This window comes from Marinobacter sp. (assembly GCF_041595835.1).
Taxonomy (GTDB): domain Bacteria; phylum Pseudomonadota; class Gammaproteobacteria; order Pseudomonadales; family Oleiphilaceae; genus Marinobacter.
Genome location: NZ_JBFHJO010000028.1, coordinates 1 through 25,122, shown reverse-complemented (window position 1 = coordinate 25,122; position 25,122 = coordinate 1). Strand labels below are relative to the sequence as shown.

General features: G+C 52.6%; 20 protein-coding genes, 1 tRNA gene and 1 pseudogene. 19 read left to right on the top strand and 3 right to left on the bottom strand.

The genetic code is table 11. The features are described from left to right. Positions 1-11 precede the first annotated feature (11 nt). The 4 genes from dapB (at position 12) to greA (ending at position 6,055) form a co-directional block, all read left to right on the top strand. Positions 12-815, top strand: a complete 804-nt coding sequence (dapB, locus tag ABYA77_RS10205; protein ID WP_372965859.1) for a 4-hydroxy-tetrahydrodipicolinate reductase — start codon at positions 12-14, stop codon at positions 813-815. A gap of 322 nt (positions 816-1,137) precedes the next feature. Next, positions 1,138-2,268 carry a glutamine-hydrolyzing carbamoyl-phosphate synthase small subunit gene (gene carA, locus ABYA77_RS10200; protein WP_372965858.1) on the top strand — a complete coding sequence of 377 codons (1,131 nt, stop codon included), beginning with the start codon at positions 1,138-1,140 and terminating at the stop codon, positions 2,266-2,268. An 81-nt stretch (positions 2,269-2,349) separates the two neighbouring features. Then, the gene (gene carB / locus ABYA77_RS10195) at positions 2,350-5,568 is read left to right on the top strand and encodes a carbamoyl-phosphate synthase large subunit (protein WP_372965857.1); all 3,219 of its coding nucleotides are present in this window, start codon (positions 2,350-2,352) and stop codon (positions 5,566-5,568) included. Positions 5,569-5,572: 4 nt separating this feature from the next. After that, the gene (greA, locus tag ABYA77_RS10190; RefSeq protein WP_372965856.1) at positions 5,573-6,055 is read left to right on the top strand and encodes a transcription elongation factor GreA; all 483 of its coding nucleotides are present in this window, start codon (positions 5,573-5,575) and stop codon (positions 6,053-6,055) included. A 64-nt stretch (positions 6,056-6,119) separates the two neighbouring features. On the opposite strand, the gene yhbY is transcribed toward greA, so the two are convergent. Further along, on the bottom strand, positions 6,120-6,428 hold the full coding sequence (yhbY, locus tag ABYA77_RS10185; RefSeq protein ID WP_372965855.1) for a ribosome assembly RNA-binding protein YhbY: 309 nt from the start codon (positions 6,426-6,428) through the stop codon (positions 6,120-6,122). Between the two features lie 312 nt (positions 6,429-6,740). Between yhbY and ftsH the strand changes: the two genes are divergently transcribed. The 15 genes from ftsH to traT (ABYA77_RS10110) all read left to right on the top strand — a co-directional run bounded on the left by ftsH (position 6,741) and on the right by traT (ABYA77_RS10110) (position 23,470). Beyond that, positions 6,741-8,684 carry an ATP-dependent zinc metalloprotease FtsH gene (gene ftsH / locus ABYA77_RS10180; RefSeq protein WP_372965854.1) on the top strand — a complete coding sequence of 648 codons (1,944 nt, stop codon included), beginning with the start codon at positions 6,741-6,743 and terminating at the stop codon, positions 8,682-8,684. Positions 8,685-8,778: 94 nt separating this feature from the next. Next, positions 8,779-9,609, top strand: coding sequence for a dihydropteroate synthase (folP, locus tag ABYA77_RS10175; RefSeq protein ID WP_372965853.1), 831 nt, complete (start codon positions 8,779-8,781; stop codon positions 9,607-9,609). Beyond that, complete coding sequence (gene glmM / locus ABYA77_RS10170; protein ID WP_372965852.1) at positions 9,609-10,952, top strand: phosphoglucosamine mutase; 1,344 nt, start codon at positions 9,609-9,611, stop codon at positions 10,950-10,952. The genes folP and glmM overlap by 1 nt, the downstream gene beginning before the upstream one ends. A gap of 81 nt (positions 10,953-11,033) precedes the next feature. Continuing rightward, entirely contained in the window at positions 11,034-11,792 is a 759-nt protein-coding gene (gene tpiA, locus ABYA77_RS10165) for a triose-phosphate isomerase (protein WP_372965851.1), read from the top strand. A gap of 24 nt (positions 11,793-11,816) precedes the next feature. Further along, a complete protein-coding gene (secG, locus tag ABYA77_RS10160) occupies positions 11,817-12,194 on the top strand; it encodes a preprotein translocase subunit SecG (protein WP_372965850.1) in 378 nt (125 codons plus the stop codon). 8 nt (positions 12,195-12,202) lie between these two features. Continuing rightward, a tRNA-Leu gene (locus ABYA77_RS10155) sits at positions 12,203-12,287 on the top strand. A gap of 314 nt (positions 12,288-12,601) precedes the next feature. Then, positions 12,602-13,063, top strand: coding sequence for a ribosome maturation factor RimP (rimP, locus tag ABYA77_RS10150; protein ID WP_372965849.1), 462 nt, complete (start codon positions 12,602-12,604; stop codon positions 13,061-13,063). 54 nt (positions 13,064-13,117) lie between these two features. After that, complete coding sequence (gene nusA, locus ABYA77_RS10145) at positions 13,118-14,611, top strand: transcription termination factor NusA (protein ID WP_372965848.1); 1,494 nt, start codon at positions 13,118-13,120, stop codon at positions 14,609-14,611. A gap of 20 nt (positions 14,612-14,631) precedes the next feature. Then, complete coding sequence (infB, locus tag ABYA77_RS10140) at positions 14,632-17,166, top strand: translation initiation factor IF-2 (protein WP_372965847.1); 2,535 nt, start codon at positions 14,632-14,634, stop codon at positions 17,164-17,166. Next, positions 17,166-17,597, top strand: a complete 432-nt coding sequence (rbfA, locus tag ABYA77_RS10135; protein ID WP_372965846.1) for a 30S ribosome-binding factor RbfA — start codon at positions 17,166-17,168, stop codon at positions 17,595-17,597. The genes infB and rbfA overlap by 1 nt, the downstream gene beginning before the upstream one ends. After that, positions 17,594-18,517: a tRNA pseudouridine(55) synthase TruB gene (gene truB / locus ABYA77_RS10130; RefSeq protein WP_372965845.1), complete on the top strand. Its 924-nt coding sequence runs from the start codon at positions 17,594-17,596 to the stop codon at positions 18,515-18,517. The genes rbfA and truB overlap by 4 nt, the downstream gene beginning before the upstream one ends. Before the next feature lie 78 nt (positions 18,518-18,595). After that, positions 18,596-18,865, top strand: a complete 270-nt coding sequence (gene rpsO / locus ABYA77_RS10125; protein ID WP_372965844.1) for a 30S ribosomal protein S15 — start codon at positions 18,596-18,598, stop codon at positions 18,863-18,865. A gap of 346 nt (positions 18,866-19,211) precedes the next feature. Beyond that, the gene (pnp, locus tag ABYA77_RS10120) at positions 19,212-21,326 is read left to right on the top strand and encodes a polyribonucleotide nucleotidyltransferase (protein ID WP_372965870.1); all 2,115 of its coding nucleotides are present in this window, start codon (positions 19,212-19,214) and stop codon (positions 21,324-21,326) included. Positions 21,327-21,517: 191 nt separating this feature from the next. After that, the gene (gene traT, locus ABYA77_RS10115) at positions 21,518-22,342 is read left to right on the top strand and encodes a complement resistance protein TraT (protein WP_372965843.1); all 825 of its coding nucleotides are present in this window, start codon (positions 21,518-21,520) and stop codon (positions 22,340-22,342) included. Between the two features lie 303 nt (positions 22,343-22,645). Continuing rightward, positions 22,646-23,470, top strand: a complete 825-nt coding sequence (gene traT / locus ABYA77_RS10110) for a complement resistance protein TraT (protein WP_372965842.1) — start codon at positions 22,646-22,648, stop codon at positions 23,468-23,470. Between the two features lie 87 nt (positions 23,471-23,557). Here traT (ABYA77_RS10110) and ABYA77_RS10105 read toward each other — a convergent pair whose 3' ends face one another. Next, positions 23,558-24,475: an alpha/beta hydrolase gene (locus tag ABYA77_RS10105; protein ID WP_372965841.1), complete on the bottom strand. Its 918-nt coding sequence runs from the start codon at positions 24,473-24,475 to the stop codon at positions 23,558-23,560. Continuing rightward, positions 24,445-25,122, bottom strand: a pseudogene (locus tag ABYA77_RS10100) (DUF4105 domain-containing protein); the annotation flags it as partial. The gene ABYA77_RS10105 and the pseudogene ABYA77_RS10100, both read right to left, overlap by 31 nt.

The window sequence follows — 25,122 nt, the reverse complement described above, 5'->3', positions numbered from 1 at the left end:
GGGCAACATAGATGCGGGTAGCAATCATTGGCGCCGCCGGGCGCATGGGTAAAGTGTTGATCGAAGCTGTAGATGGTACCGAGGGTCTGGAGCTGGGTGCCGCTGTTGTGGAGCCCGAAAGCAGCCTTGTTGGTGCCGATGCCGGAGATATGACGAGTGTGGGCAAGACTGGCGTGAAGCTGGCAGCTAGTCTGGCTGAGGTGAAAGACGACTTCGACGTACTCGTTGATTTCACCTTCCCGGATTTGACTTTGGAGAATGCAGAATTCTGCAAAGCAAACGATAAAATGCTTGTCATCGGAACAACCGGTCTGACCGACTCGGAGAAAGAGCGGCTAGCCCAGGCGGCAGAATCTGTTCCCATTGTCTTTGCGCCAAACATGAGCGTTGGGGTTAATGTGGTTCTCAACCTTTTGCAAACCGCTGCCGCCACTCTGGGGGATGACTATGACGTAGAAGTCATCGAAGCGCACCACCGCCACAAAAAAGATGCGCCTTCCGGGACGGCGCTGCGCATGGGCGAAGTTGTCGCAGGTGCGTTGGGGCGTGATCTGAAAGAGTGTGCGGTTTATGGGCGTGAGGGGTTTACCGGTGAGCGTACCCGCAAAGAGATCGGGTTCGAAACCATTCGTGCTGGCGACGTGGTGGGTGATCATACGGTTCTCTTTGCCACCGAAGGTGAGCGAATTGAAATTACCCATAAGGCAAGCAGTCGGATGACTTTTGCCAAGGGCGCGATGCGCGCTGCGTTATGGCTGGAAGGCAAGCCTGCAGGTCTCTACGATATGCAGGATGTGCTAAGTCTTAAGGGCTGAGCCAGATGGTTCCGGCGCTAACTCTGGGGCGGGGTGCTGGAGTCGGTTTTTGCCATTTTCGAAGGCCAGGGCAGGCGCGGAGAAAGCCGCATGTCGTAATTGACGCGAAGAACGGCAGTCTCAAGGCAGATTGCAATTCGCGATGGACAAAAAACGCCAAACTTCGTAGAATAAGTCGATTTTTTTTGCACCAAGCGTACCTTTGAAAAGTTTCTAGGAAAGCGGGACCGGGTTCACACTCAGTCTCGCTTTTTTGCAACCTGACTTTGCGCTTGCGTTCCTGTTCGTGACGAACTTACGCCACTCGATGAGGATACAAGCCTTGAGCACACCAGCAATCCTTGCACTCGCAGACGGAAGCCTTTTTTACGGCACCGCCATCGGCGCAGACGGAGAAACCAGCGGAGAGGTAGTATTCAATACTGCCATGACCGGCTATCAGGAAATCCTGACTGATCCGTCCTATTCACGCCAGATCGTCACCCTGACGTATCCGCACATCGGCAATACCGGCGTTAATGAAGAAGACGTGGAATCCGATCGCATACACGCGGCTGGCCTGATTATTCGTGACCTGCCTCTGATCGCCAGCAGCTGGCGCAGCCAGGGTAGCCTTGACGACTACCTGCGAAGCAACAATATTGTGGGCATTGCTGACATAGATACCCGTCGCCTGACTCGCATTCTCCGGGATAAAGGCTCTCAGAATGGTGCAATTGTCTCCGGCGCAAACGCCACAGCCGAGCGTGCGCTTGAACTTGCTAATGCCTTCCCCGGCCTGAAGGGTATGGACCTGGCAAAAGAAGTTACTTGTGAAACACCGTATAAGTGGACGGAGACCGAATGGGATCTGGTCACAGGATATGGCGAACAAAAAAATGCCAGGTTCAAAGTTGTTGCGTGGGACTACGGCGTGAAGCGCAACATCCTGCGCATGTTGGCTTCCCGTGGTTGCGATATCACCGTTGTTCCGGCCCAGACTCCAGCCGCTGACGTGCTTGCCATGAACCCGGATGGCATTTTCTTGTCTAATGGCCCGGGAGATCCGGAGCCTTGTGACTATGCCATTCGTGCGATTCAGGAGGTGCTGGAAACCGACATTCCGGTATTCGGCATTTGCCTTGGGCATCAGTTGTTGGCGATCGCCAGTGGTGCCAAGAGTATGAAAATGGCGCACGGCCACCATGGCGCCAACCACCCGGTACAAGACCTTGCTAAAGGTACGGTTATGATTACCAGCCAGAACCATGGTTTTGCGGTGGACGAGTCAACCTTGCCTTCGAATGTTAAAGCCACTCATAAATCATTGTTTGATGGCACCCTGCAGGGGCTTCGTCGGACTGATAAGTCGGCTTACAGCTTTCAGGGGCATCCTGAAGCTAGCCCTGGGCCGGGTGACGTGGCGTCTCTGTTTGACGAGTTTATCCAGTTGATGGAAGCACGATCCGCCTAAAGGTGGATCACCACGGATAACGTATAGGCGCCGCGTTTTGCGCTGCAAGAATTCAAAAGTTGCTGACAGGTTTACCACGACATGCCAAAACGTACCGACATCAAAAGCATCCTGATCCTGGGCGCCGGCCCCATTGTGATCGGGCAGGCGTGCGAATTCGACTACTCTGGAGCCCAGGCCTGCAAAGCCCTGCGAGAAGAGGGTTACCGGGTTATTCTGGTGAATTCCAACCCGGCCACCATTATGACCGACCCGGCCATGGCTGATGCTACCTACATCGAGCCTATCACCTGGCAAACAGTCGAAAAGATTATCGAAAAAGAAAAGCCAGACGCCCTGCTACCCACTATGGGAGGTCAGACAGCCCTGAACTGTGCGCTGGATCTGGAAAAATACGGCGTGCTGGATAAGCATGGTGTTGAGATGATCGGTGCTAATGCCGACACTATCGACAAGGCTGAAGACCGCAACCGTTTCGATCAGGCCATGAAGAAAATAGGCCTGGAATGCCCGCGTGCTTCTATCGCTCATTCAATGGATGAAGCCTGGGAAATTTCGAAGGACATTGGCTTTCCTTGCATTATTCGTCCGTCCTTCACCATGGGTGGCTCCGGTGGTGGTATCGCCTACAATAAAGACGAATTTGAAGAAATTTGTACCCGTGGACTGGATCTTTCCCCGACTAATGAGCTGCTGATTGATGAGTCGCTGATTGGCTGGAAAGAGTACGAGATGGAAGTTGTTCGTGATAAAAACGACAACTGTATCATTGTCTGTTCTATCGAAAACTTTGATGCGATGGGTGTGCACACCGGTGACTCCATCACGGTTGCCCCGGCTCAGACCTTAACCGACAAAGAATACCAGATAATGCGTAATGCCTCTTTGGCGGTGTTGCGTGAAATTGGTGTTGAAACGGGCGGTTCTAACGTCCAATTCGGTATACACCCTGACACCGGCCGTATGGTCGTGATCGAGATGAATCCTCGGGTATCCCGTTCATCAGCCCTGGCCTCAAAAGCGACGGGCTTTCCGATTGCGAAAGTCGCTGCGAAGCTGGCCGTAGGCTACACCTTGGATGAGCTGCAAAACGAAATTACCGGCGGGCTGACGCCGGCTTCGTTCGAGCCCAGCATCGACTACGTTGTCACAAAAATTCCTCGCTTCACCTTTGAGAAGTTCCCGCAAGCGGATGCTCGTTTGACCACCCAGATGAAGTCCGTTGGTGAAGTGATGGCGATCGGTCGTACGTTCCAGGAATCTATGCAGAAAGCGTTGCGAGGCCTGGAGGTTGGCTCAGAGGGCTTTGATGAAAAGCTGGAAGATCTGGATTCAGAAAACTCTCGTGAAACACTGACCACCGAGCTGAATGTTCCTGGTGCCGAACGTGTTTGGTACATCGGTGATGCGTTTCGAGCGGGTATGACCGTTGACGAAGTATTTCAGCATACCAAGGTAGATCCTTGGTATTTGGTGCAGATTGAAGATCTGATTAAAGAAGAACAGGCGCTGAAGACCGCGGGTAAAGCGGATATTGATCATGCCACCATGTTCCGCCTGAAGCGGAAAGGCTTCTCTGATGCCCGTATGGCTAAGCTGCTGGGCATTTCGGAAGCCAGTGTGCGCAAGCTGCGTCACGACCTGGGTGTCCGTCCGGTCTATAAACGTGTTGATACGTGCGCGGCAGAGTTTGCGTCCAATACAGCTTATATGTACTCCACTTATGAAGAAGAGTGCGAGGCAGAGCCTACAGATCGCGAAAAAATCGTGGTTATTGGCGGTGGTCCTAACCGGATTGGTCAGGGTATCGAATTCGACTATTGTTGTGTTCATGCGGCTCTGGCTATGCGCGAAGATGGCTACGAAACCATTATGATCAACTGCAACCCGGAAACGGTGTCTACTGATTATGACACTTCCGACCGGTTGTATTTTGAACCGATCACGCTAGAAGATGTGCTGGAGATTATTAACGTCGAGAAGCCTAAAGGCGTGATTGTTCAGTACGGCGGGCAGACACCCCTGAAGCTGGCTCGTGGCTTAGAGGCTGCGGGTGTGCCCATTATCGGGACCAGCCCGGATGCCATCGATCGTGCGGAAGATCGTGAGCGCTTCCAGCAGATGATTCAGCGCCTGGGTCTGCGTCAGCCAGAGAACGCTACTGTCCGTAGTCACGAGGAAGGCATCATTGCCGCCCGTGAAATTGGCTATCCGTTGGTGGTGCGTCCGTCCTACGTATTGGGCGGTCGAGCCATGGAAATCGTTTACGATGAGGCCGAGCTGACCCGCTATATGCGTACGGCTGTTCTTGTGTCCAATGACAGTCCTGTGTTGCTTGACCACTTCCTGAATGCTGCAATTGAAGTGGATATCGATGCCATCTCAGACGGAACGGATGTTGTGATCGGTGGCATCATGCAGCATATCGAGCAGGCGGGTATTCACTCTGGTGACTCCGCCTGTTCGTTGCCACCATACAGCCTGCCTAAAGATGTGCAGGACGATATGCGTGACGCCGTGAAGAAAATGGCTATCGAGCTCGAAGTTATCGGCTTGATGAACGTTCAGCTTGCCTGGCAGGACGGCGAGATCTTTGTGATCGAGGTGAATCCGCGGGCGTCCCGTACGGTGCCATTCGTGTCAAAGGCGATTGGTGTATCTTTGGCGGCCGTTGCGGCTCGGGTAATGTCTGGCAAAACCCTGAAAGAGCTGAATTTCACTCAGGAGATTGTGCCGGCGTACTATGCGGTAAAAGAATCTGTATTCCCGTTCAACAAATTCCCGTCTGTTGACCCGATTCTTGGGCCTGAAATGAAGTCCACCGGTGAGGTGATGGGGCTGGGTGATAGCTTTGACGAAGCTTTTGCCAAAGCATCTCTGGCGATCGGCGACAAGCTGCCGACAGGTGGTACTGCATTCATGTCCCTGAGGAATGTGGATAAACCGGGTGCTATCGAGTTGGCTCGTGAGTTGGTTGGTGCCGGCTTCAGGATTATTGCAACAACAGGGACTATGAAGGCGTTGGAGCAGGCAGGCATCTCAGTTGAACATGTCAATAAAGTTCGTGAAGGGCGTCCGCACATCGTTGACGCGATCAAGAACGGAGACGTTCAGCTGATCATTAATACGACGGAAGGTCGTAAAGCAATTTCTGACTCATCACAAATTCGTCAGTCCGCTTTGCAGAGCAAGGTAACCTATACAACGACTCTGGCAGGTGGCGAAGCCTTCTGTCGAGCCATTAAGTTTGGTCCGGAGCGTACAGTTCGTCGCCTCCAGGATCTGCACGCAGGGAAGTAAGATTATGTCTACTGAAAGAGTTCCCATGACGAAGCTTGGTGAATCCCGGCTGCGTGAGGAGCTGAAAAAGCTGAAGTCCGAAGATCGTCCGCGAGTGATTCAGGCAATTTCTGATGCGCGGGAACACGGCGATCTGAAAGAAAACGCTGAATATCATGCAGCTCGTGAGCAGCAGAGCTTTATTGAAGGCCGAATTCAGGAAATTGAAGGGAAGCTTTCGGTGGCTCAGGTGATCGATGTGACCACCATGGAGAACACCGGCAAGGTTATTTTCGGTACCACTGTCCAGCTCGTGAATATGGATACAGATGAGGAGGTCACCTACCAGATCGTTGGCGAGGATGAAGCTGACATCAAGGCAGGAAAGCTTTCCGTCTCCTCTCCGATTGCACGGGCTTTGGTGGGTAAGAACGAGGGGGATGTGGTGGCTATCCGCATTCCTTCCGGCACTGTCGAGTACGAAATTGCCGAGGTGCAGTACATCTGAGGTGTGGCAGACAAAAGAAAAGCCGGCTGGGGTTACCTGGGCCGGCTTTTCTGTCTCTAAGCGTTTATTTCGCTCTGAGCAGGTTGGATAGCTTCGGGTTGGGCTTTTTAGCCCGGCGCAGAATAACGGCAATTTTTCCAATGGTTTGCACCAGTTCAGCCTTGGAGTTTTTACAGAGCTCCTCGATGGCCTCTTGGCGGGCTTCACGATCCTGACTGGCTACTTTAATTTTAATCAGTTCGTGGTCGTTCAGGGCGCGATCCAGTTCCTCCTGGAGTCCTTCGGACAGGCCTTTATCGCCAACAATGATAACCGGCTTAAGGTTGTGGGCAATGGCCCGGTACTCCCGGCGCTGTTCCGCTGACAAACTCATGATGTAATCTCTTTATCAATGTAATTAACAAAAGGTCAGCGGCGTATAGGCTGACAACGACGTATAATTTCGCAATTGTAACAGATAGATTTACGCGACAAATGGCTGTAATCACTTACAGGCTTGGTTTCTCGCCTAGAATGTTGAATTGATTCAGCTTGCGGGTAACTTAAAGGTGTGAGGGAACGTTTTGGTGCTCTCTGTGTCTGTTACGGGTAGGCCGCTTCTGGTTTACCAGCGTACAATTGGTGTAAGGTGTCTGAAAAGGGTGAGCGGCTGTGCTGCTACCCCGTAATTCACAGGTGATGATCCTTGAACGATATGGCAAAAAATTTGGTTCTTTGGCTAGTTATAGCCGCCGTGCTGCTGATGGTGTTTCAGAATTTTTCTCCCACCACCAGCGGGCAACAAGTTAATTATTCCCAGTTTGTCGAAATGGTCCAGCAGGGCCAGGTTCGGCAGGTGACTATTGATGGTTTGGAAATACAGGGCCTTCGGGGCGATGGCTCCCAGTTCCTGACCGTTCGCCCTCAGGTGCCAGACACCAAGTTAATGGACGACCTCCTTGCCAACCAGGTTGAGGTTATCGGTAAGGAGCCAGAGCGGCAGAGTTTGTGGACTCAGCTACTGGTTGCAGCATTCCCGATCCTGATCATTATTGCGTTGTTTATGTTCTTTATGCGTCAGATGCAGGGCGGCGGGGGCGGCAAAGGGCCTATGTCGTTCGGGAAGAGCAAAGCCCGGTTGTTGAGCGAAGATCAGATCAAGACCACCTTTGGTGATGTGGCCGGTGTTGATGAAGCCAAAGAAGACGTCAAAGAGTTGGTGGACTTCCTTCGTGATCCAAGTAAGTTTCAGCGTCTGGGTGGCCGAATTCCGAAAGGTGTCCTAATGGTTGGCCCCCCGGGTACTGGTAAGACTTTGCTGGCAAAAGCGATTGCCGGCGAAGCGAAAGTGCCGTTCTTCTCTATCTCCGGTTCAGATTTTGTGGAGATGTTTGTCGGTGTTGGCGCTTCTCGCGTGCGTGACATGTTCGAACAGGCCAAGAAACAAAGCCCATGCATTATTTTCATCGATGAGATTGATGCGGTAGGTCGTCACCGTGGCGCTGGTATGGGTGGCGGTCACGATGAGCGTGAGCAGACCCTGAACCAATTGCTGGTTGAGATGGATGGTTTTGAAGGCAATGAAGGCGTTATCGTGATAGCTGCTACCAACCGTCCGGATGTGCTCGATCCGGCGTTGCTGCGCCCAGGCCGATTTGACCGTCAGGTTGTTGTCAGCCTCCCGGATATTCTGGGACGTGAACAGATTTTGAAAGTGCATATGAAAAAGGTTCCGCTGGCAGAAGGCATTGACCCGTCTGTGATCGCTCGTGGTACTCCGGGCTTTTCTGGTGCGGATCTGGCAAACCTGGTGAACGAGGCGGCCCTGTTTGCTGCGCGCCGAAACCTGCGTTTGGTGTCCATGGAAGAGCTGGAGCTGGCAAAAGACAAAATCATGATGGGCGCAGAGCGTAAGTCCATGGTGATGAATGAGAAAGAAAAGCTGAATACCGCCTACCATGAAGCTGGTCACGCGATTGTAGGGCGGTTGATGCCCGAGCATGATCCGGTTTATAAGGTGAGTATTATTCCTCGCGGCCGGGCTCTGGGTGTGACCATGTTCCTTCCGGAGGAGGACAAATACAGTCATTCCAAGCGTTTTCTGATCAGTTCGATCTGTAGTTTATTTGGTGGTCGAATCGCTGAAGAGCTGACGTTGGGATTTGATGGGGTTACCACGGGCGCGTCGAACGATATCGAACGGGCCACTGCAATTGCCCGGAATATGGTTACTCGCTGGGGATTGTCTGAGAAACTGGGGCCGCTGCAGTACGACACTGACACTGAGGAGCCTTTCCTTGGTCGTTCGGCGGGGCAGAGTCATACCGTTTATTCGCCGGAAACGGCCCAGCGGATTGATGAGGAGATTCGAAACATCATTGACTCCTGTTACGAAACCGCCAGGCAGATCCTCGTTGAAAATCGTGGCAAACTGGATCTGATGGCGCAGGCTCTCATGAAGTATGAAACCATTGACCGCTTCCAGATCGACGACATCATGGAGGGGCGCGAGCCTCGTCCCCCCAAAAACTGGGGTGATAACGGCCCGTCCGCAGGTGGTAAGCCTGAAGGCGCTGAGCCAGCGCCGGAGCCGAAAGACTCTGATGATGGCCGTCAGCCCGGAGTAGGGCGACCGGCTGGCGAGCACTGATTAGCTCGCAAACCTGAAGCAATACACAGCGCCGCCCGAATATAGGGCGGCGTTTGTTTTTGTGTTTACGAACGGTTTTTCAGGATGTGGTTCTATGAAGATGAACTTTGCTGGTCGGGTACTTGACCTCTCGCATTGTCATGTAATGGGTATTCTTAACGTGACTCCTGATTCTTTTTCGGATGGGGGGCGGTTTAATAACGCCGAGGCTGCGTTGCTTCGTGCGCGGCAAATGGTCAGTGATGGTGCTGCATTCATTGACGTTGGTGGAGAATCCACCCGGCCGGGCGCTGCAGAAGTGTCAACTCAAGAAGAGCTGGACAGGGTGTGCTCTGTAGTTGAGGCCATCAAGCGGGAGCTGGATGTGATTGTTTCCGTAGATACAAGTAACCCGGTCGTGATGCAAGAAACGGTGAAAGTGGGCGCGGGCCTGATCAACGACGTGCGAGCTTTGCAGCGTGAGGGTGCCCCGGAAATGGCAGCAAAAGCCGGTGTCCCCGTTTGTATCATGCACATTCAGGGTGAGCCTGAGAATATGCAGGACTCGCCTCGTTACAGAAATGTGCGCCGCGAGGTGAGTTCGTTTTTAACGGAAAGGGTGCGGGTGGCAGAAGCTGCGGGTGTTTTACCTGAACATATCATTCTCGATCCGGGTTTTGGGTTTGGTAAAACTGTGGAGCATAACGTTCAATTACTGGCGAATCTGGAGCAGATGCGTGTACTTGGGCATCCACTGCTGGTCGGAATCTCAAGGAAATCTATGTTGGGCGCTATCACAGGGCGAGAGGTTCATGAAAGGTTGCCTGCCAGTCTTGCAGCCGCGACAATATCTGCCATGAAGGGCGCAAGCATTCTTCGCGTGCATGACGTCAAGGAAACGGTGGACGCCGTTAAAATAGTAACGGCTGTAAAGGAGGCGATGTAATGTCCCAGCGTAAATATTTTGGTACCGATGGCATTCGGGGTCGCGTAGGTGAGAAACCCATTACCCCTGAATTTATGCTTCATCTTGGTTGGGCTGCAGGTCAGGCTTTTAAAAAAGCAGGGCAGCGTAACAGTGTGTTGATCGGTAAAGACACTCGCTTATCCGGTTATATGTTTGAATCCGCGCTAGAAGCAGGCTTGTCTGCAGCGGGTGTTGATGTGAAGTTGCTTGGGCCCATGCCTACACCAGCTATCGCTTATCTGACGCGAACTTTTCGTGCGTCTGCCGGTATTGTGATCAGTGCCTCTCACAATCCGCATCATGACAATGGTATTAAGTTCTTCTCCTCAGCCGGTACAAAGCTTGATGACGCTACCGAACTGGAGATTGAGCGTTGGCTTGATCAGCCAATCCAGGTTTGTGAGTCTAGTGAGCTTGGGAAGGCGAGTCGCATAGACGATGCCCCTGGTCGTTATGTTGAATTTTGCAAAAGTACGGTTCCGAACGAATTGTCGCTTGAAGGGCTTCACATTGTGCTTGATTGTGCTCATGGTGCGACATATCACGTGGCGCCAAAAGTATTCCGGGAACTGGGCGCAACGCTGACAGTAATCGGCGGCGAGCCGGACGGGCTTAATATCAACCTGAATGTCGGCTCAACTCACCTGGAAGCGCTTAAACAGGCGGTTCTGGATAAAAGAGCAGATTTGGGAATAGCCTTTGATGGCGATGGCGATCGTGTGCTGATGGTTGATCGTGATGGTTCAGAGGTGGATGGCGATGAGTTGCTTTATATTCTCGCTTCCCAGCGCCGTGCTGAAGGTCGCTTAGAGGGGGGGGTGGTTGGAACGCTGATGACCAACCTTGGCGTTGAGCTGGCTCTAAAAGAGTTGGATATACCATTTGAGCGGGCAAAGGTAGGTGACCGGTATGTGATGGAGCGCCTGCTGGCTAACAACTGGGTAGTCGGTGGTGAAGGCTCCGGCCATATGGTGATTCGCGACTGTATCGGTACCGGAGACGGTATTGTCTCTGCTCTTCAGGTGATGCTGGCGATACGCAACTCCGGTAAAACCCTGGCGGAATTGCGTAAGGGGATGAATAAACTTCCGCAAACTATGATTAATGTGCGGGTGGCTCAGCGCTTTGATCCTCTTGGTCGGCAAGATATCGTTGAGGCGATAAAAAAAGCTGAAGAGACTTTGGGTGATGACGGGCGCATATTATTGCGCGCCTCTGGCACCGAACCGCTCATTCGTGTGATGGCTGAGGGTAAGAATGCTGGTGGTATTGCACGCATTGCTGAGGAGCTGGCTGGGGTGGTTGAGCGGTCAACTCCCTGATTCAAAACGGGGCGGTTGTACAGAAGAAATGTCTGCTGTATAGTTCGCCCTCGCTGACGGTCGAGACGTTTGAGAGTTGATATGCGCCGTAAGATTGTAGCCGGAAACTGGAAAATGAACGGGTCGAAAGACCTTGTGCAGCAACTGGTTGGCGTAATTTGCGATCATGCTGTTGGACTGGACAGCGGGGTCGAGGTGGTGATTGTTCCGCCTGCGCCATATATCACGCTGGTTCAGCAACAGGCTGATGGTAAGCTGGCCTTGGGCATACAGAATGTCAGTCAGTGGCAGTCCGGAGCCTATACCGGCGAAGTGTCTGCTGATATGGCGAAAGATCTGGGTTGCTGGTATGTGCTTGTGGGTCACTCCGAGCGCCGGCAGCTGTTTGGTGAAAATGATGAAGTGGTTGCCCGGAAGGTCGGGCAGGTGCTTGAAAGCGGGCTGACAGCAATGCTCTGTGTGGGCGAAACCCTTGAGCAGCGCGAAGCTGGTGAGGCTGAGCGTGTGGTTGCCGGGCAGATTAAAAGGGGTTTGGCGGGCGTTAGCGCCGACCAATGGTCAAGAGTGGTTGTTGCTTATGAGCCTGTCTGGGCGATAGGCACGGGAAAAACCGCCACGGCCGAAGATGCGCAGGCCATGCACGCAGAGATCCGCAGTGTGCTTGAAAGTATGAAAGCACCCTCGGAAGAGATTTCGGTACTTTACGGCGGCAGTGTAAAAGCGGATAATGCTGCCGCTCTGTTTTCAGAGCCCGATATTGATGGTGGTCTTATAGGTGGAGCTTCCCTTAAGGCTGATGAGTTTATTAGTATCTGTCGGGCATTTCCGGCGGGTTCATAAGCCGAAACATATACGAGAGTCTGTATGGATTGGATCGAAACACTAATAGTCGTTGTTCACGTCGTTATCGCCGTGGCGCTGGTGAGTGTCGTCCTGATTCAGCAGGGTAAGGGTGCTGATGCCGGTGCGGCTTTTGGTGGCGGTGCATCCCAGACAGTTTTCGGTAGTCAGGGTAGTGGTAGCTTTCTGACTCGGATGACCACTCTGATGGCGGTTGTCTTTTTTGTTACAAGTTTTTCTCTGGCGATTTTTGCTAAGCAGCGCGCAGAAGTTGCGGGCGAAGCCGGTATTCCGGTACTTCAGGAATCGTCTTCTGCTCCGGTTCAGGCCGAGCAGGTGCCAGGCATTGATGGTGCCGTGAGCGATAAGGCTGGGGAGTCTGATCTTCCTGATCTTGAATAAAGAGTAAAGCCCAGGTGGTGAAATTGGTAGACACGCCATCTTGAGGGGGTGGTAGCGAAAGCTGTGCCGGTTCGAGTCCGGCCCTGGGCACCAATTTAAAAAGACGGCTTGGCGAAACCAGGCCGTCTTTTTTTGTCAGTCCTTGACCGCTCCGCCTGGTATCTCTATACTTCTGCGGATATTGGAGTCGGTGATTTGTCCTGGCTTCCAGGCAGGCCAGGTGTCTGTCGGCAGATTTCCGTTTTTTGGGTTGGTTTTCTGCGAATTCTTGCAACAAAAAGCCCCATTTAAAGGGGCTTTTTGATTAAGGGGCCTGGCGCAAGGGCCCTAGTGCATAAAAAGGGCTGTTGATCAGCCCTTTTTTTGTTTTTGTACTTTGAAAATTCTTGAGACGGAGGCGGCGACACTTGTCAGCCAAGCTAAAACAACTCGAAGACATACTGCGTCCCGTAGTGGAGGGGCTGGGGTATGAATTCTGGGGTATTGAATTCCGTTCCCGTGGTCATCAGTCCATGCTTCGGGTTTTTATTGATGATGCTGAGAACGGCATTGGTATTGAAGACTGCGAAAAAGTCAGTCGCCAAGTGAGTGGTGTCATGGATGTGGAAGACCCCATTCAGAGCGAATACACCCTGGAAGTTTCATCTCCCGGGATGGATCGTCCTCTTTTCCGCCTTGAGCATTACCGGGCTTTTGTTGGTCATAAGGTTCAGCTCAAGCTGCGCATGGCGTTTGAAGGGCGTCGCAAATTTTCGGGTCTGATCAAAGGCGTGGAAGGTGATGATGTTGTAGTTGTGGTCGACGACCATGAGTACTTGTTGCCATTCGACAGCATTGATAAGGCCAATATCGTTCCGATTTTTGAATGATGTATTCAAGAAATTTTTTAGATGTATTGATTCTTTTGAAGGCAGGGCAATCCCATGAGTAAAGAGATCTTGCTGGTAGTGGAATCCGTCTCGAACGAGAAAGGCGTCGATAAGGACGTGATTTTCGAGGCTATCGAGCTAGCGCTCGCCACTGCTGCCAAAAAACGTTATGAAGATGAAGATGCGGATATCCGCGTTTCCATTGACCGCCGTACAGGCGAATATGAGACCTTCCGCCGTTGGTTGGTGGTAGACAATGATGCGGTTCCGGCGCTTGGCACCGAGCTGACCATGCAGGAAGCGGAAGAAATTGACAGCTCTCTTCAGCCAGGCAGCATACATGAAGAGAAAATTGAATCTGTAGCTTTTGGCCGCATTGGCGCCCAGGCTGCAAAACAGATTATCTTCCAGAAAGTTCGTGAAGCCGAGCGCTCCAAAATCGTAGACAGCTACCGTGATCGTGTAGGTGAGCTGATCTCCGGTACGGTCAAGAAGGTCACGCGGGATAATGTCATTGTAGATCTTGGCAATAATGCTGAAGCACTTTTGCCCCGGGAACACCTGATTGCGCGTGAAACCTTCCGTATGGGAGACCGCGTGCGTGCCCTGTTGCTGGAAATTCGCACCGATCACCGTGGCCCGCAGTTGATCATGAGCCGTTCTGACGCACAGATGCTGGTTGAGCTGTTCCGAATTGAAGTGCCGGAAATTGCCGAAGAGCTTATCGAGATTCGTGGCGCGGCCCGTGATCCTGGTTCTCGTGCAAAAATTGCAGTAAAAACAAATGATCGTCGTATCGATCCGGTTGGTGCGTGCGTTGGTATGCGCGGATCACGGGTGCAGGCCGTTTCTAATGAGTTGGGTGGTGAACGCGTCGATATCGTGCTGTGGGATGACAATCCCGCGCAACTGGTTATCAATGCGATGGCTCCGGCTGAAGTGGCCTCGATTGTGATGGATGAAGATCGCCACACCATGGATGTCGCGGTTGCTGAAGATAACCTGGCTCAGGCGATTGGTCGCAATGGTCAGAACGTCCGTCTGGCAACAGAGCTTACCGGCTGGACGCTGAACGTGATGACCGAAGAGGAAGCCGGAGAGCGTCAAGAGCAAGAGATGACTCGCTTGCTAGAGCATTTTACTAAACACCTGGATGTGGATGAGGAACTTGCTGGCGCTTTGATTGAGGAAGGCTTCTCTTCTATTGAGGAAGTCGCTTACGTTCCGATGGAAGAGATGCTGGCGATTGACGGCTTCGACGAAGATACCGTTACGGAGCTTCGTAATCGGGCCAAGGATGCTCTGTTAAACCAGGCTCTGGCAAGTGAAGAGGCCCTTGAGGGCTCGGAACCTGCCGAAGATCTTCTGGAAATGGAAGGTATGGAGCGTGCTCTTGCGTTCAAACTCGCTGGCATGGGGGTTTGTACAATGGAAGACTTGGCTGAGCAGTCGGTTGATGACCTGCTCGATATTGACGGAATGGATGAAGAGCGTGCAGGACGGTTGATTATGACGGCACGCGCACCCTGGTTTGAAGACCAGGCCTGATTCGGGAGAGGAGGACCAGTATGACTGATGTAACGGTAAAACAACTGGCCGCAGATGTAGGCGCTCCCGTGGATCGTTTGCTGACGCAGATTGTTGAAGCAGGCCTGAAGGCCCGTGGTGAAAATGACGCTGTGACCGGCGATGAGAAGCAGCAGTTGCTGGATTACCTGAGAAAGAGTCACGGTGAAGGCGATGCTGAGCCCAGAAAAATTACGCTCAAACGCAAGACCACGACCACATTGAAGGCAGGTAAAGCTAAAACTGTGAATGTGGAAGTACGCAAGCGTCGTACCTATATCAAACGAGCGGAGATACAGCCAGAGGCAGAAGCCGAGGCAGAAGCTCCTAAGCAGGAAGAGCTGGCAGATCAGCAGGTGCAGCAGGAAGCTCCGCAAATTGCTGCTGAGCAGGCTCCGAACCAGCCAGAAGCTGAAGCGCCAAAAGAACCGGCGGAAGACCGTGTAGAGCCGGCAGTAACGAAAGAGCCCGAGCCGGTCGTTGAAACCTCTCCTGCGGACATTCCGATGCCTCCGCCAGAGGATGATGGCCGGGATCGCAAGCCTAAGAAGAAGAAAGAGAAGGTACGTGAGCGCGGCGATGAGAGTGAAGAAGGCAAGCCGAAGAAGAAACAGGCTGGCCACCGCGGGCCTCGCAGCAGACCAGTAGACGAACCTTTGGTGATTTCCGAGGATGAGGATGACTCCCTTCCACGCAAACAGCTGCGGGCCAAAAAGAAAACGAAAGAAAAGCGTCATGCTTTCGAGAGGCCAACCAAGCCCATGGTTAGAGAAGTACAGATTCCAGAAACGATCACAGTTGGTGATCTCGCCCAGCGCATGGCAGTTAAAGCCGCTGATGTTATCAAGACCCTGATGGGTATGGGCGTAATGGCCACTATCAACCAGGTTCTGGACCAGGAAACCGCGGTTCTTGTCACCGAAGAGTTGGGGCATAAGGCAACGACCGTCAGTGACGACGCCCTTGAAGAAGAAGTGCTGAGCAAAATCAGCGTTCAGCTTGAAGGCAAAGAGAAAATTAAGCGTGCTCCGGTTGTGAGTGTGATGGGTCACGTTGACCATGGTAAGACGTCATTGCTTGATTATATTCGTCGCTCGAAAGTTGCCGCGAGTGAGTCCGGCGGTATTACGCAGCACATTGGTGCGTACCACGTTGAAACTGAGCATGGCATGGTGTCTTTCCTGGATACCCCAGGCCACGCAGCGTTTACAGCGATGCGTGCTCGAGGTGCTCAGTGCACGGATATCGTTATTCTGGTTGTGGCGGCTGATGATGGCGTTATGCCTCAGACCAAAGAAGCGGTACAGCACGCGAAGTCTGCAGGTGTGCCTCTGGTTGTTGCCATTAACAAGATGGACAAGGAGGAAGCGGACCCGGATCGCATCAAGAACGAACTGGCTGCATTGGATGTGATTCCTGAAGATTGGGGTGGCGACGTTCAGTTTGTGCCCGTTTCTGCCCACACCGGTCAGGGTATTGATAACCTGTTGGAAGCGGTGTTGCTGCAAGCGGAAGTTCTGGAGCTTGAAGCATCCCCTGACGCTTCCGCGAAGGGTGTGGTCGTTGAATCCAGTCTGGAACGTGGTCGTGGTTCTGTTGCGACGGTGCTGGTACAGAACGGTACGCTACGCCAAGGCGAAATGGTTGTTGCAGGCTCATTTTACGGCAAAGTTCGCGCAATGACGGATGAAGCTGGCAAGCAGGTTAAATCTGCAGGCCCTTCAATTCCGGTCGAGATTCTTGGTTTGAACGGTACTCCAGACGCCGGCGATGAGTTTTACGCTGTAGCGGATGAGAAGAAGGCCAAGGAGCTTGCCGAGCACCGTCAGACTCGTGAGCGTGAAAACCGTCTACAGAGACAACAGGCTGCCAAGCTTGAGAATCTGTTCGAGAATATGGGCAAAGATGAGGTTAAAACCCTCAATGTTGTTCTGAAAACGGACGTGCGCGGTACCCTGGAAGCCATTACCAAGGCGTTGAGGGACCTGGGTAACGACGAAGTTCAGGTCAAAATGGTATCTACAGGTGTTGGCGGTATCGCTGAAACCGACGTTAGCCTGGCTATGGCGACCAACGCCGTGATCTTCGGTTTTAACGTACGAGCCGATAATGCCGCCAAGCGTCTGGTTGAGAAAGAAGGTCTTGATCTGCGCTACTACAGCATCATCTACAACCTGCTGGATGATGTGAAAGCGGCTCTGACTGGCATGCTGAAGCCGGAATTCCGTGAAGACATCATCGGTATTGCTGATGTTCGCGACGTATTCCGCTCACCGAAATTCGGCCAGGTTGCAGGCTGTATGGTTACTGAGGGTACTGTATATCGCAACAAGCCTATCCGCGTACTGCGTGACAACGTGGTGATCTTTGAGGGCGAGCTGGAATCTTTGCGTCGCTTCAAAGACGACGTTCAGGAGGTTCGTAACGGCATGGAATGTGGTATCGGTGTTAAGGGTTACGACGTAAAAGTAGGCGACCAGATCGAAGTATTTGATCGTGTTCGCGTTGAACGTCAGCTCGAATCTACGGGGGCCTAATGGCACGGGATTACAGTCGCATAGATCGCATTGGCGATCAGATGCAACGAGAGCTGGCCCAGATCATCCAGCGTGAGGTAAAGGATCCTCGCGTTGGTATGATCACGGTAAACGATGTCAAGGTTAGCCGCGATCTGGGGTATGCCGATATTTATGTCTCGTTGTTGTCGACAGACGAGCTGACAGAGCAATCTCCGGAAGTTAAGGAGTCTCTGGCAGTCCTGAATAAAGCATCGGGCTTTCTGCGAGGGCACGTGGGTCGGGCTATGAAGTTGCGAGTGGTGCCTCAGCTACGCTTCCATTTTGACAGCTTGCTAGGGCAGAGCCGGAAGCTGGATCGTTTAATTCGCGAGGCTGTGGGTGATAAGCCTGCTGTTGTTCGGGATGACGGCGGTGACTCTGTTTCTGATAGTCCGGAGCGTGACATTTGAGTCGAAGACGTAAAGGCCGTGACGTAAACGGCATTCTGGTGATCGATAAGCCTCAGGGCGTCACCTCAAACGGCATTCTTCAGCAAATCAAACGCTTGTATGGGGCAGCGAAAGCGGGCCACACTGGCGCTCTTGATCCTCTGGCTACTGGCGTTCTGCCTCTGTGTTTTGGCGAAGCGACCAAGTTTTCCCAAACGATGCTGGACAGCGATAAGGCCTACATCACGACGGCTCGTCTTGGTGTCAAGACCGAAACCGGCGACTCTGAAGGCGCTGTTGTTGAAGAAAAACCCGTCCCGGCGTTAACGGAAGCTGGGATTGAAGCCGTTCTGGCGAACTTCCGGGGTGATATTCAGCAGGTTCCTTCCATGTATTCCGCGCTTAAACATCAGGGTAAGCCTTTGTATGAATATGCGCGGGAAGGCATCGAAATAGACCGGCCTGCACGGCCTGTCACGATCTATGAGCTGAAACTGTTAGCTGTTCGTGAGAACGAGCTCGACCTGGCCGTGACCTGCACTAAAGGTACGTACATCCGCTCATTGGTGGAGGATATCGGCGAACAGTTGGGATGTGGTGCTCATGTTGTGGCGCTCCGTCGCACCCTGGCGGCTGGCTATACCCTTGATAATGCACACGATGTACAAACGCTGGAAGCGATACGTGAGCGTGGCGAAAGCCTTGATGGCTTGTTGTTACCTCCGGAAAGTGCGTTGACAATGTTTCCGGAACATCGGCTTTCCGGTCCTGCGCTGGTGTCGATATTGAACGGACAACCGGTTAGAATACCGGGTCAGCCCTATGAGGGGTTCGTGCGTGTATACGGCGAACACTCTTTTGTCGGGTTGGCTGAAGCTCAACCGGAAGGCGAAGACACCGTGCTGGTGCCTCGTCGACTGGTCAAGAACGACAACAGCTAACGCTGTTATCGATTAGCCGGGCTGTAGAGATGCGCGGTTCGGCCGGATTTATCAGCATCGCAACTAATGAGGTGTAATATGGCACTTTCTGCCAGTGAGAAAGCTCAAATCGTAACCGATTTTCAGCAAGGTGAAGGCGATACCGGTTCCCCTGAAGTTCAGGTGGCTCTGTTGACCGCTAACATCAATAAGCTGCAGGAACACTTTAAGGTCAATAAGCAGGATCACCATTCCCGCCGTGGCCTTATCCGTATGGTAAACCAGCGTCGTAAGCTGCTGGACTACCTGAAGCGTAAAAACGCTGACCGTTACCTTGAACTTATCAAGCGTTTGGGTCTGCGTCGCTAATCGGGTTTTGTGACCTGAAGGCTGCCCCGGGGATTCCCGGGGCAGCCGAGTTTCTCTCCCGCTGTCTGCGCTTGTTCTTTTGGGCAACCAGATGGCTGTTTGCTGCAGTTGATTTGTCCGTGACACCGAAGGATTTTCCCTGTCGTAATGGAAAGCCGATATTGAAAGCAGGTTGTCGAAAAGCCGGGGCTTTGCCGGGTTTTTGCGACAGCCTGTTAGCTTTCAGACAGGTTGCCTTTCGGTTCACAGTTCAGGCTGCTGCAGCATAAATAGAAAACACGGGCTATGATGAATGGTTCATCCGGCCACGTATTAAACAGTTGAAAAGCAGGAGTAAATTGTGGATCTGCAACCACGTAAGAAAACATTTGAAATGGGTGGTCACACCTTCACTCTGGAAACAGGGCGCGTTGCTCGTCAGGCAACCGGTTCCGTTCTGGTTACTTGTGGTGATACCTCCGTTCTTGGCACCGTTGTTGGTGTTAAAGAGGCAAAACCTGGACAGCCTTTCTTTCCGCTGACCGTAAACTACTCTGAAAAGACCTACGCTGCGGGTAAAATTCCCGGTGGTTTCTTCAAGCGTGAAGGTCGTCCTTCCGAGAAAGAAACTCTGACGTCACGTTTGATCGACCGACCTATCCGTCCGCTGTTCCCCAACGGCTTTATGAATGAAGTGCAGTTGATCCTGACGGTAATGTCGACTGACAAGAAACAAGATCCCGATATTGCAGCTATGCTGGCAGCTTCTGCTGCACTGTCGATATCTGGCATTCCTTTTGACGGCCCTATTGGTGCCGCTCGCGTTGGTTTCACCAACGATAAAGGGTACTTCCTGAATCCGTCGTTTGAAGAGCTGGAAACATCTCTTCTGGACATGGTTGTTGCTGGTACTGATGAAGCGGTTTTGATGGTTGAATCCGAAGCCAAAGGCCTCTCTGAAGATCAGATGCTGGGTGGCGTTCTGTTTGCCCACCAGGAAATGCAGGCCGCGATCACCGCCATCAAAGAGTTCGCAGCTGAAAACGGTAAGCCACGTTGGGATTGGCAGCCTGAGCCAGAAGACACAGCCCTGCTGGATGCGATTAAAGCGGAATTTGCTGACCAGATCGAAGAAGCCTACGCCATTCGCGACAAGATGGCTCGTTACACGCGTCTGGGCGAAATCAAGACTGCAGTTGTAGAGAAGCTTGCCGGTGAGGAAGAAGGCCAGCCGTCTGCTGATCAGGTGAAGAAGTACTTCGGCAAGGTTGAGAAAGCAATCGTTCGCAAACAAGTTATCGATGGTAAACCGCGTATCGACGGTCGTGATAACAAGACGGTTCGCCCGATCGAAGTGGAAGTCGGCATTCTGCCTTCTGTTCACGGCTCTGCATTGTTCACCCGTGGTGAGACTCAGGCCATTGTCACAACGACTCTTGGTACCACCCGTGATGTGCAAACCATCGACGCACTGGAAGGTGAGCGCAAAGATCCGTTCATGTTCCACTACAACTTCCCTCCATACTCCGTTGGTGAAGCTGGCCGTGTGGGTACACCAGGTCGTCGCGAGATTGGCCACGGGCGTCTGGCTAAGCGTGGCGTGCTGGCCGTTATGCCAACGATTGAAGAGTTCCCGTATGCTATCCGTTCTGTCTCAGAGATTACTGAGTCTAATGGTTCCAGCTCTATGGCTTCTGTGTGCGGTTCAAGCCTTGCGCTGATGGACGCGGGTGTACCGATTAAAGCTCCTGTGGCGGGTATCGCCATGGGCTTGGTTAAGGAAGGCGAGAAATTCGCTGTTCTGACCGACATCCTGGGTGACGAGGATCACCTGGGTGATATGGACTTTAAAGTTGCTGGTACCAAAGACGGTATTACTGCCCTGCAGATGGATATCAAGATCAACGGCATCACTGACGAGATCATGGAGCTTGCGCTGGAACAGGCACACGCTGCGCGTTTGCACATTCTCGGTGAGATGAACAAAGTCATCTCCGAACCACGTACGAAACTGTCCGATCATGCGCCGAGCATTACAACCATTAAGATCCATCCCGACAAAATCCGTGATGTGATTGGCAAAGGTGGTTCTGTTATCCGTGCTATCTGCGATGAAACCGGCGCGTCTATTGATCTGGATGACGATGGTAACGTGAAGATCTACGCTGACAACGCTGAAGCTGCACAGGCTGCGATGAATCGTGTGAAGGAAATCACGGCTGAAATCGAAGTAGGTGCTATCTACAAGGGTCGCGTAGAGCGGATTGTAGATTTTGGTGCGTTTGTGAACATTCTGCCTGGCAAGGATGGTCTGGTGCATATTTCCCAGATTTCTGATCGCCGCATCGAGAACGTGACTGATGAGTTAAGTGAAGGTCAGGAAGTTCTGGTTAAGGTGCTGGATGTTGATAACCGTGGCCGGGTTAAGCTGTCCATGAAGGAAGTCAAAGAAGGCGAGCAGGCGACTGACTTTGCTGACTAAGATTTCTTAGATCGTTATGAGAAAACCCGCCATACGTTGAGTCTGGCGGGTTTTTTTGTGCCTGGAATTTGGAAATTGCGAGCGACGAACATTGGGTCTACATTGTATTTGGATGAACAAAAAATGCACAGTTTGTCATGGTTTAGGATGTCTTTGACACTGTATTCATCTTTTGACTCAGGGATAGTGATATGAAAAGTTGTAGACTCGCAATCATATTGTTGGCTGCTGTCGTTATGGCAGCGGGCTGTACATCCGTATCAAGGCAGTTAGGAAGCATTACGGACAATAAATACGCTGAAGCGCGAAGTGGCACTGTTTGGGTTGTGCCACCACCACAACTTGAACCACCTGCAGCCGGAGATCGAACGGTTTATATTTCTTATCGGAATATTTCGGATAGCGATATAGATCTTTTGGATTTGCTCAGGCAGTCGGCTCGGGATCAGGGGTGGACAATAGTGAACGACCCGGATGCCGCACGTTATAGGTTACGCGCTTCTACCCGCTTTTTCGGTGAAGTAGAGCCCGAGTCTGGCGGCGCAGGCCAGGCTAATACCATGGGCGCTATCACTGGCGCTGCTGTCGGAATTGGCACGGGCTATGCGCTGGCGGATGCGACCAATAGTGGTGTTATTGGTGTTGTTGGTGGTGCAGCTACTGGCGGTTTGGTTGGTATAGGAATATCCAATGCGTCCAGGCCGCGGGAGTGGGCATTGATCATCGATGTGGTGCTGGAAGCCCGGCAAGATAAAGCGGTAGAGTTTGAGATGGTGACGGATTCCGGCAGTCGCACCCTTGATGGTAGCGGGGCAGGGAACGCCCGAATGGTTTCTGCGGGTGGTACAAGCCAGGGCAACAGCAGTGTTGCCACGGCTAAGCGTAAGAGTAACTACTTTCCTCACGGCATCCGCTTGTCTGTCTGGGCTAACCAGATGAACATGAAGGAAGAGGAGGCGCTGCCTGAAATTGAGAAGCGTGCGAAACGTGTGGTCACGCAGATGTTGCCCATGTAAGTTGCTTTTCGGCACTCAAGATATTTAACCAATGCCTCCGGCCGGCGTTTGTGGTTTGTCCGGAGGCTGGCTTGCAGGTTACTTGATTTATATCAGACGGATATCTCGTTAGTCTTATTGAACCATTATTACCATCTGGTTAGACTCTTTCCCTTGGTGCTGAACGGCATTTGAGAAAATGCAGTACTTTCTCACGTTCCTATCTCTGACTTATTCGATTAACACCCGAGTGTGAAAGAGAAGAGCTAGGCAGGATGCTCAGTTCTGTTCCAATCTCCCTTGAACAGCCTAATGGACCAGGTTATGACCAACCTAAGAAATTTGTTTATTGTGGCGTTAGTCGCTGTGGCTTTTGCCGGCTGCACGACCGTCTCTCGTCAGCTCGGTGAGCTGACGGATAATAAGTACGCTGAAGCCCGTAGTGGAACAGTATGGGTGGTTCCACCACCACAACTCGAGCCGCCTTCAGGCTCTGATCGCAAAGTTTACATCTCTTATAGAAACATCAGTGATGCGGAGCTGCCGTTACTGGACCTTTTGCGCGATTCTGCAAGAGACCAGGGCTGGGAAGTTGTGAGCAACCCGGACGCAGCTAAATACCGTCTGCGCGCTTCTACCCGTTTCTTTGGTGAAGTTGAGCCTGAATCCGGCGGAGCCAGTGCAGCCCGGAATATGGGGGCCATTGCCGGTGCGGCAGTTGGTGTGGGAACCGGGTTTGCGGTTGCGGATATGACCAACAGTGGCGTTGCTGGCGTGGCGACTGGCATCGGTGTCGGCGGTTTGGTTGCTGTGGGGCTGAATAACGCTTCCCGTCCTCGCGAGTGGGCCTTGATTATGGACGTGGTTTTGGAAGAGCGTCAGGCCAAACCGGTTGAGTTTGAGATGGCAACAGATTCTGGCAGTCGTACTCTTGATGGTAGCGGCGCAGGAAACTCGAGAATGGTTTCTGCGGGAGGCACAAGCCAGGGCAACAGCACTTTTGCCACGGCCAAGCGCACGAGTAACTACTTTCCTCACGGCATCCGCTTGTCTGTCTGGGCTAACCAGATGAACATGAAGGAAGAAGAGGCGCTGCCTGAAATTGAGAAGCGTACGAAGCGTGTCGTAACGCAGATGTTGCCGATGTGATTTGCCAGGCAACAAAGAGTGTTCCGCTCTTTGGTTGCTAACACATCGTAATAAAAAGCCCGTAATGACTTCGTCGCTACGGGCTTTTTAAATGTCTGGGACCTGGTTTTTAGGCTCGGTCTGTGGCGTATGAGCATTGTGATTTATGAACTCCAATACGGCTTCCCGGTAGGCAGGAATGATGAAGGTAGCCGCGTGGGGAGTGTCGGTCTGTAGGAACTGTTTGGGTTGAGCTGCCGCGTCATAGAGCATCACACCGTGGTGAAATGGAATGATGCTGTCGCGGGTACTGTGGATGATCATCAGTGGCACGGGTGAGATGGAGGTTATTTTATCGGTCCCTTCATAATCACCGGGAATTGTCCAGCTCAAGGGGATTTGGAAGGGCCAGGTTAACCAGAAACTGCTGAGCTTTTCGCGAGCTATGTAGCGGAAGCCGGAGAAGGTACCATCGAGGATCACGCTGTTGAGCCCTGGTTCTTCGTTGCGTTGTTGCCATTCGCTGGCAAGGACGAGTCCTAGAGCACCACCCAGGCTTTGGCCGAGTATGATCAGTGGTTGTTTTGTGTTGGAGTTGTGCCGGGCCAGCCAGCGCAGACCTGTTTCTACGTCGTGCAAGGCACCCTCTATATCCGGAGCGCCGGTGGATTGGCCATAGCCACGGTAGTCTATGGTGAAGACGTTGAAGCCCTGCTCAGGCAGCCAGGCTGCGTTGAGTATGTGGGCACTGATATTTTGAGCATTGCCGTGCAGATAATAGACAGTGCCTTTTGCGGGTTCGTCTAGCAAGGATGGCAGCCACCAGCCGTGGAGGGTTTCTCCGTCTGTGGTGTTCAGGTAGACGTCTTCGTATTCCAGGTTCAGGCGGTCCGGGGTGATGTAGATGGTGTTGTCAGGAAAGAAGAAGACGCTGCTGCAGCCGCCTTGCAACAGCGCAAGAGACACCAGAACAGTAGCCGCCAGTGTTTTTGAATTCAGAAATATGTGTGGATACCTGCTTGCCATGTACTTTGGAGCCTGTCGAAGTGGTCTTCTCGGGTGAATTCAGTAAATAGGCTGAATTCGCGGCCGATGTGTAAGTTAGCCTTCAGGTAGAGCTGATCTTGACGGTGTTGGCTGCTGATGATCCAGGCTTTGGTTTTTACGCCGCCGAGTAGGCTGAAGCGATTGCTCTGGTGTAACAGCCCAAGGTCTGCACCGGGGGCGAAATCATAGCCGCGGCGAATCTCGTCGTTGATCTCCACGTCAGCAGTGGCGACAGCGAAGGCCTGACTGTTTGTGCCGAGGCGCCAGCTTCCGCCTGCTCCGCCTTCAAGATAGGGGGCGAGCACTCGCTCTGACTCGGTATCCGTTCTGCGAGCTCCGAAACCTACCTGCCAGGAGGTGGGCGAGAAAAATTGGTTGCGGGGGCTCAGGGAGCGAATCTCCACACCGGTTATCTGTTCTATCTGAAGTTCATCGTTGTCGTGGTAAAGCCGTGCATCCAGCCGAAGGAACTGAAGTTGTGCGCCGGTGCGGTAACCTTCTGGCGGGTCTGCAATGTCGTGATAGGCGGGGCGGATGGCCAGTTGGGTGAACTCTTTATGTGCCAGCTGGCCTGAGCTCAAACTAAGTCGGAAGGTGTCGTGGCCTTGATCATCCCGTACGATGGG

Coding starts and splice junctions, on each gene's coding strand:
- rpsO (WP_372965844.1), top strand. CDS start 18,596: ATGGCACTTTCTGCCAGTGAGAAAGCTCAAATCGTAACCGATTTTCAG.
- tpiA (WP_372965851.1), top strand. CDS start 11,034: ATGCGCCGTAAGATTGTAGCCGGAAACTGGAAAATGAACGGGTCGAAA.
- folP (WP_372965853.1), top strand. CDS start 8,779: ATGAAGATGAACTTTGCTGGTCGGGTACTTGACCTCTCGCATTGTCAT.
- carB (WP_372965857.1), top strand. CDS start 2,350: ATGCCAAAACGTACCGACATCAAAAGCATCCTGATCCTGGGCGCCGGC.
- rbfA (WP_372965846.1), top strand. CDS start 17,166: ATGGCACGGGATTACAGTCGCATAGATCGCATTGGCGATCAGATGCAA.
- yhbY (WP_372965855.1), bottom strand. CDS start 6,428: ATGAGTTTGTCAGCGGAACAGCGCCGGGAGTACCGGGCCATTGCCCAC.
- secG (WP_372965850.1), top strand. CDS start 11,817: ATGGATTGGATCGAAACACTAATAGTCGTTGTTCACGTCGTTATCGCC.
- greA (WP_372965856.1), top strand. CDS start 5,573: ATGTCTACTGAAAGAGTTCCCATGACGAAGCTTGGTGAATCCCGGCTG.
- dapB (WP_372965859.1), top strand. CDS start 12: ATGCGGGTAGCAATCATTGGCGCCGCCGGGCGCATGGGTAAAGTGTTG.
- traT (WP_372965842.1), top strand. CDS start 22,646: ATGACCAACCTAAGAAATTTGTTTATTGTGGCGTTAGTCGCTGTGGCT.
- glmM (WP_372965852.1), top strand. CDS start 9,609: ATGTCCCAGCGTAAATATTTTGGTACCGATGGCATTCGGGGTCGCGTA.
- infB (WP_372965847.1), top strand. CDS start 14,632: ATGACTGATGTAACGGTAAAACAACTGGCCGCAGATGTAGGCGCTCCC.
- traT (WP_372965843.1), top strand. CDS start 21,518: ATGAAAAGTTGTAGACTCGCAATCATATTGTTGGCTGCTGTCGTTATG.
- nusA (WP_372965848.1), top strand. CDS start 13,118: ATGAGTAAAGAGATCTTGCTGGTAGTGGAATCCGTCTCGAACGAGAAA.
- ABYA77_RS10105 (WP_372965841.1), bottom strand. CDS start 24,475: ATGGCAAGCAGGTATCCACACATATTTCTGAATTCAAAAACACTGGCG.